The organism is Pantoea sp. CTOTU49201, from assembly GCF_032054795.1.
In the GTDB taxonomy this organism is placed as follows: Bacteria; Pseudomonadota; Gammaproteobacteria; order Enterobacterales; family Enterobacteriaceae; genus Pantoea; species Pantoea symbiotica.
Genome location: NZ_DAMBSA010000407.1, coordinates 1 through 4,152, shown reverse-complemented (window position 1 = coordinate 4,152; position 4,152 = coordinate 1). Strand labels below are relative to the sequence as shown.

6 protein-coding genes are annotated in these 4,152 nt (G+C 51.9%); 3 read left to right on the top strand and 3 right to left on the bottom strand.

Features of this window, described 5'->3' with window-relative positions:
* The coding region (locus tag RTY00_RS21065; RefSeq protein ID WP_312666009.1) for an AAA family ATPase at nucleotides 1–400 on the bottom strand (400 nt) is incomplete at its 3' end.
* A 73-nt stretch (nucleotides 401–473) separates the two neighbouring features.
* Nucleotides 474–1,676 (bottom strand): acetate kinase, encoded by a 1,203-nt coding sequence (ackA, locus tag RTY00_RS21060; protein ID WP_008105164.1) that lies wholly within the window; start codon nucleotides 1,674–1,676, stop codon nucleotides 474–476.
* A gap of 338 nt (nucleotides 1,677–2,014) precedes the next feature.
* Between ackA and yfbV the strand changes: the two genes are divergently transcribed.
* The 3 genes from yfbV (at nucleotide 2,015) to RTY00_RS21045 (ending at nucleotide 3,786) form a co-directional block, all read left to right on the top strand.
* Nucleotides 2,015–2,467, top strand: coding sequence for a terminus macrodomain insulation protein YfbV (gene yfbV, locus RTY00_RS21055; RefSeq protein WP_008105162.1), 453 nt, complete (start codon nucleotides 2,015–2,017; stop codon nucleotides 2,465–2,467).
* Nucleotides 2,468–2,617: 150 nt separating this feature from the next.
* Nucleotides 2,618–3,112 carry a YfbU family protein gene (locus tag RTY00_RS21050; protein ID WP_008105160.1) on the top strand — a complete coding sequence of 165 codons (495 nt, stop codon included), beginning with the start codon at nucleotides 2,618–2,620 and terminating at the stop codon, nucleotides 3,110–3,112.
* A 14-nt stretch (nucleotides 3,113–3,126) separates the two neighbouring features.
* Nucleotides 3,127–3,786, top strand: a complete 660-nt coding sequence (locus RTY00_RS21045; RefSeq protein ID WP_312666006.1) for a sugar phosphatase — start codon at nucleotides 3,127–3,129, stop codon at nucleotides 3,784–3,786.
* Between the two features lie 27 nt (nucleotides 3,787–3,813).
* On the opposite strand, the gene yfbR is transcribed toward RTY00_RS21045, so the two are convergent.
* Nucleotides 3,814–4,152, bottom strand: a 339-nt coding sequence (yfbR, locus tag RTY00_RS21040) for a 5'-deoxynucleotidase (RefSeq protein WP_312666004.1), incomplete at its 5' end; no start/stop codon positions are given.

The following is a 4,152-nucleotide window of genomic DNA, read 5'->3' as shown; positions in this document are numbered from 1 at the left end:
CGATTTCGGCATTCAGGGTTTTGGCGATCTCATAGTTCAAAGCGGAAGCGAACTGATGTTTACGCGTAGGAACAAGGCCTTCAACAAGCACCACTTCCGCGTCTTTGGCGTTCGCATGGTAGTTGGCAATGATCTCTTCCATCAGCACGTCTTGCTGGTTAGAACCGAGCAGCGACTCAACGCGTGACATCTGCAGCGGTTCAGCGGCAGGAATCGCGGAGCTTTTACGGATAATGCTGGTGGTTTGGTCTGGCGCATCGCCGCCCGCACGTGGCTGGGCAATGGGCTTGAATACGCTCAGGCGCACGCCTTTGCGCTCCATGGCACGGATCACGCCGAGGCTGACGCTGGTCAGACCGACGCTGGTGCCGGTAGGAATGAGCATAATTGTACGTGACACGATAGAAACCTCTCAGGTGTTGCAGACTGTCTAAAACAACTCCGTCAGCCTAAGCTGACGGAGAGAAGTGTTTTTAAGCGGTGAGACGCGCGGCGTCTTGAGCAATCACCAACTCTTCGTTGGTTGGGATCACCACGGCCGGGCGCGTGCCTTCTTTGTTGATGAAGCCAGATTTGCCGAAGCGTGCCGCCAGGTTGCGCTCGTGATCAACTTCGAAGCCGAGTAGGCCCAGTTTCTGCAGCGCCAGCTCGCGTACCATCGCAGCGTTTTCACCGATGCCACCGGTGAAGACCACCGCGTCCAGACGGCCTTCCATCAGCGCGGTGTAGCTGCCGATGTATTTCGCCAGACGGTGGCAGAACACATCCATCGCACGCTTGGCATCTTCTTTGGTGGCGTAGTTGTCTTCCACATAGCGGCAGTCGCTGGTGACTTCGGTCAGACCTAGCAGACCAGACTCTTTGGTCAGCAGCTTGTTGATGGAATCAACGCTCATGCCGAGGGAATCATGCAGGAAGAAGATAATGGCCGGATCGATGTCACCGCTGCGGGTGCCCATCACCAAACCTTCCAGTGGTGTCAGGCCCATTGAGGTATCAACACACTGGCCGTTGCGAATAGCAGAAACAGAACCGCCATTGCCGAGGTGGCAAGTGATGATGTTCAGTTCGCTAACCGGTTTGTTCAGCATTTTCGCGGCTTCCTGCGTCACATAGTAGTGGCTGGTGCCATGTGCGCCGTAGCGACGAACGCCGTGCTCTTTATATAATTTGTACGGCAGAGCATAGAGATAGGACTCTTCCGGCATTGTCTGATGGAATGCGGTGTCAAAAACCGCCACATTTTTATCAGAAAGATGCGGGAAGTTTTTCAGCGCTTCATCTATACCGATCAGATGCGCAGGGTTATGCAGTGGCGCAAAAGAAGAGGCGTCTTTGATGCCCTGAATAACAGATTCGTCGATGATGACCGATTTGGTCAGCTGCTCGCCGCCGTGAACAATACGATGGCCGATTGCAGCGATTTGTGCCGAAAGCTCTGGTTTTTGTGCCAGAATAGTTTTAACCATGAAGTTCAGTGCTTCGCTGTGTGCCGCACCCGCGCCAAGCTGAGCTTCTTGTTTGCTGCCGTCCAGTTTCCACTTAATGCGTGCTTCCGGTAAGTGGAAGCATTCAGCCAGACCGGACAGATATTCGTCGCCGGTAACAGGGTTAAGGATGGCAAACTTAAGTGAAGAACTGCCGCAGTTCAGAACCAGAACTAACTTCGTCGACATGGAAGTACCTATTTTGTTAAATAGTGGCTAAAAAAAACGCAATCAGACTAACAGCGTAGCCCATGAAAGCTGGTAGGTTAATGATAAACATCATGTGCTAGTCAAAATTTCACTGACATGCAAAAAATTTTGGTGATTTTACGCTTATTTTTGATAAGCACTTAGCGAAACATGGCTCTGGCCGCTCTATTATTGAGCTAAAGCTTCCGGTAATGTTACTGAAACGGCGTCAGAATACTCACAGTCACCCGCAAAGACAAAAACTTTTGAAGGATGTCACGTAAAGTTGTGTAGTTATCGGTTTATTTTAAATATTGCAGATTTAGTTGAGGTCTATCATGGCGAATGAGACAGACAATCCCGGCTGGTTCGGCTTGTTCCAGCGCGGACAGCGATACATGAAGACCTGGCCTACAGACAAGCGCCTGGCGCCGGTGTTTCCTGAAAATCGCGTGGTCAATGCAACCCGCTTTGCTATTCGTTTTATGCCGCCGCTGGCAATTTTCACGCTGACATGGCAAATCGCGATGGGTGGACAACTCGGCCCTGCGATTGCGACTGCGCTGTTTGCCTGCAGCCTGCCGATGCAAGGATTGTGGTGGTTGGGGAAACGTTCTGTGACGCCGTTGCCGCCGACGTTGCTGCAGTGGTTTCATGAAGTGCGCACCAAGCTGGAAGAAGCGGGGCAGGCGATTGCACCGGTTGATGGTAAGCCGACATATCAGTCACTCGCCGAAGTGTTGAAACGTGCCTTTAAGCAGCTTGATCGCACTTTCCTCGACGATCTTTGATCTGCTGACGCTTTTACCTGCCAGAGAATTTGAGCCAAATCCCGGTTCAAATCAAAGAAAAGTGGTGCGGACACACACGCATCACTCTCCTTGTGTAATCATTTCTTCATTGTTTAAATCTTAAGCGGCCGCCCGGCCCGGGAGCAAACCATGGAAATGACCCACGCACAACGACTGATCCTCTCCAATCAATACAAAATGATGGCCATGCTGGAGCCTGATAACGCTGAGCGCTATCGTCGTTATCAGACCATTATTGAACGCGGCTATGGCTTGCAGTTGCGTGAACTCGACAAAGAGTTCGGTGAGCTAACCGAAGCGACCTGCCGCCTGCTGATCGATATTATGGAAATGCACCATGCGCTGCATGTTTCCTGGTCAAACCTCAAAGATGGCAGCGCGATTGACGAGCGCCGCCTGGCTTTTCTTGGTTTTGATGCGGCTACCGAAGCGCGCTATCTCGGCTACGTGCGCTTTATGGTGAATGTAGAAGGGCGTTATACCCACTTTGATTCCGGCACCCACGGCTTCAATGCTCAAACGCCGATGTGGGAAAAATACCAACGCATGTTAACGGTGTGGCACACTTGTCCGCGTCAATATCACCTCAGCGCGAATGAGATCGCGCAGATTATCAATGCCTGAATAAGGAGCGACGCGTGAAGTACAGGGGTTTTCTGTTTGATTTAGACGGTACGCTGGTGGATTCATTGCCTGCAGTGATTCGCGCATGGTCACTGTGGGGCGAGCGCCACGGTTTATCGGCGGAAGAGGTCCTGAGTTATATACACGGGAAGCCTGCTATCAATTCGTTGCGTCATTTCATGGCAGGGCAATCTGAAGAGGCGATTCAGGCGGAATTTCTCTGGCTTGAACGGCTTGAAGCGGAAGACACGCAAGGCGTGCAGGCGATTCCGGGCGCGTTAGCTTTACTGTCAACGTTGAATGAGTTGCAGATCCCGTGGGCGATTGTGACCTCGGGTTCGATCCCGGTTGCCCACGCGCGTCATAAAGCCGCAAATCTACCGATGCCAAAAGTGTTTATCACCGCTGAGAACATCAAGCATGGTAAGCCGAATCCGGAGCCTTATCTGCTGGGTGCTGAGCGTTTGGGGCTTTCAGCGACACAATGTGTGGTGGTTGAGGATGCGCCGGCGGGCATTATTTCAGGTTTGGATGCGGGCAGTGCGGTGATCGCGATGAATGCGCCAGCCGATGCGCCGCGCCTCAATGAAGTTACCTTCCGCGTCGCAACGCTTGAACCGGTAAACGTCATCAAAGAAGATAGCGGCGAGTTTACACTTTCTATCACCGCATAAAAAAACGGGCCGCTGCGGCCCGTTTTTTTACAGCGGCGTATCTTGTGAGATTTCATCCAGCGACAGGCTAAAGCTGGGAATAAACACCTCAACAAAATAATCCATTTCCGGTGAACGCCGTTGGGTGAGGGTTTTTTCCAGGCGTGCTTTGGCCAGCAGAAACTCGTTATTACCTGCCGATAATTCTTCCAGACACTTCACGTAGGCGCAAAGTGCATCCGCCTGCTTCACCACGGATTGCTCACTTTCGGTATGCAAATGTTCATCAATCAGCGGGCGATAAGCGTCCTGCAGTTCAGGCGGCAGCATATCAATGAGCTTCTGCTGCGCAATTTTCTCGATCTTTTTGTATTCGTGGGCAATCTG

What these genes read in the sequence shown, in the direction of transcription:
- ackA (WP_008105164.1), bottom strand. Translation starts at nt 1,676, where the DNA reads ATGTCGACGAAGTTAGTTCTGGTTCTGAACTGCGGCAGTTCTTCACTT.
- yfbV (WP_008105162.1), top strand. Translation starts at nt 2,015, where the DNA reads ATGGCGAATGAGACAGACAATCCCGGCTGGTTCGGCTTGTTCCAGCGC.
- RTY00_RS21050 (WP_008105160.1), top strand. Translation starts at nt 2,618, where the DNA reads ATGGAAATGACCCACGCACAACGACTGATCCTCTCCAATCAATACAAA.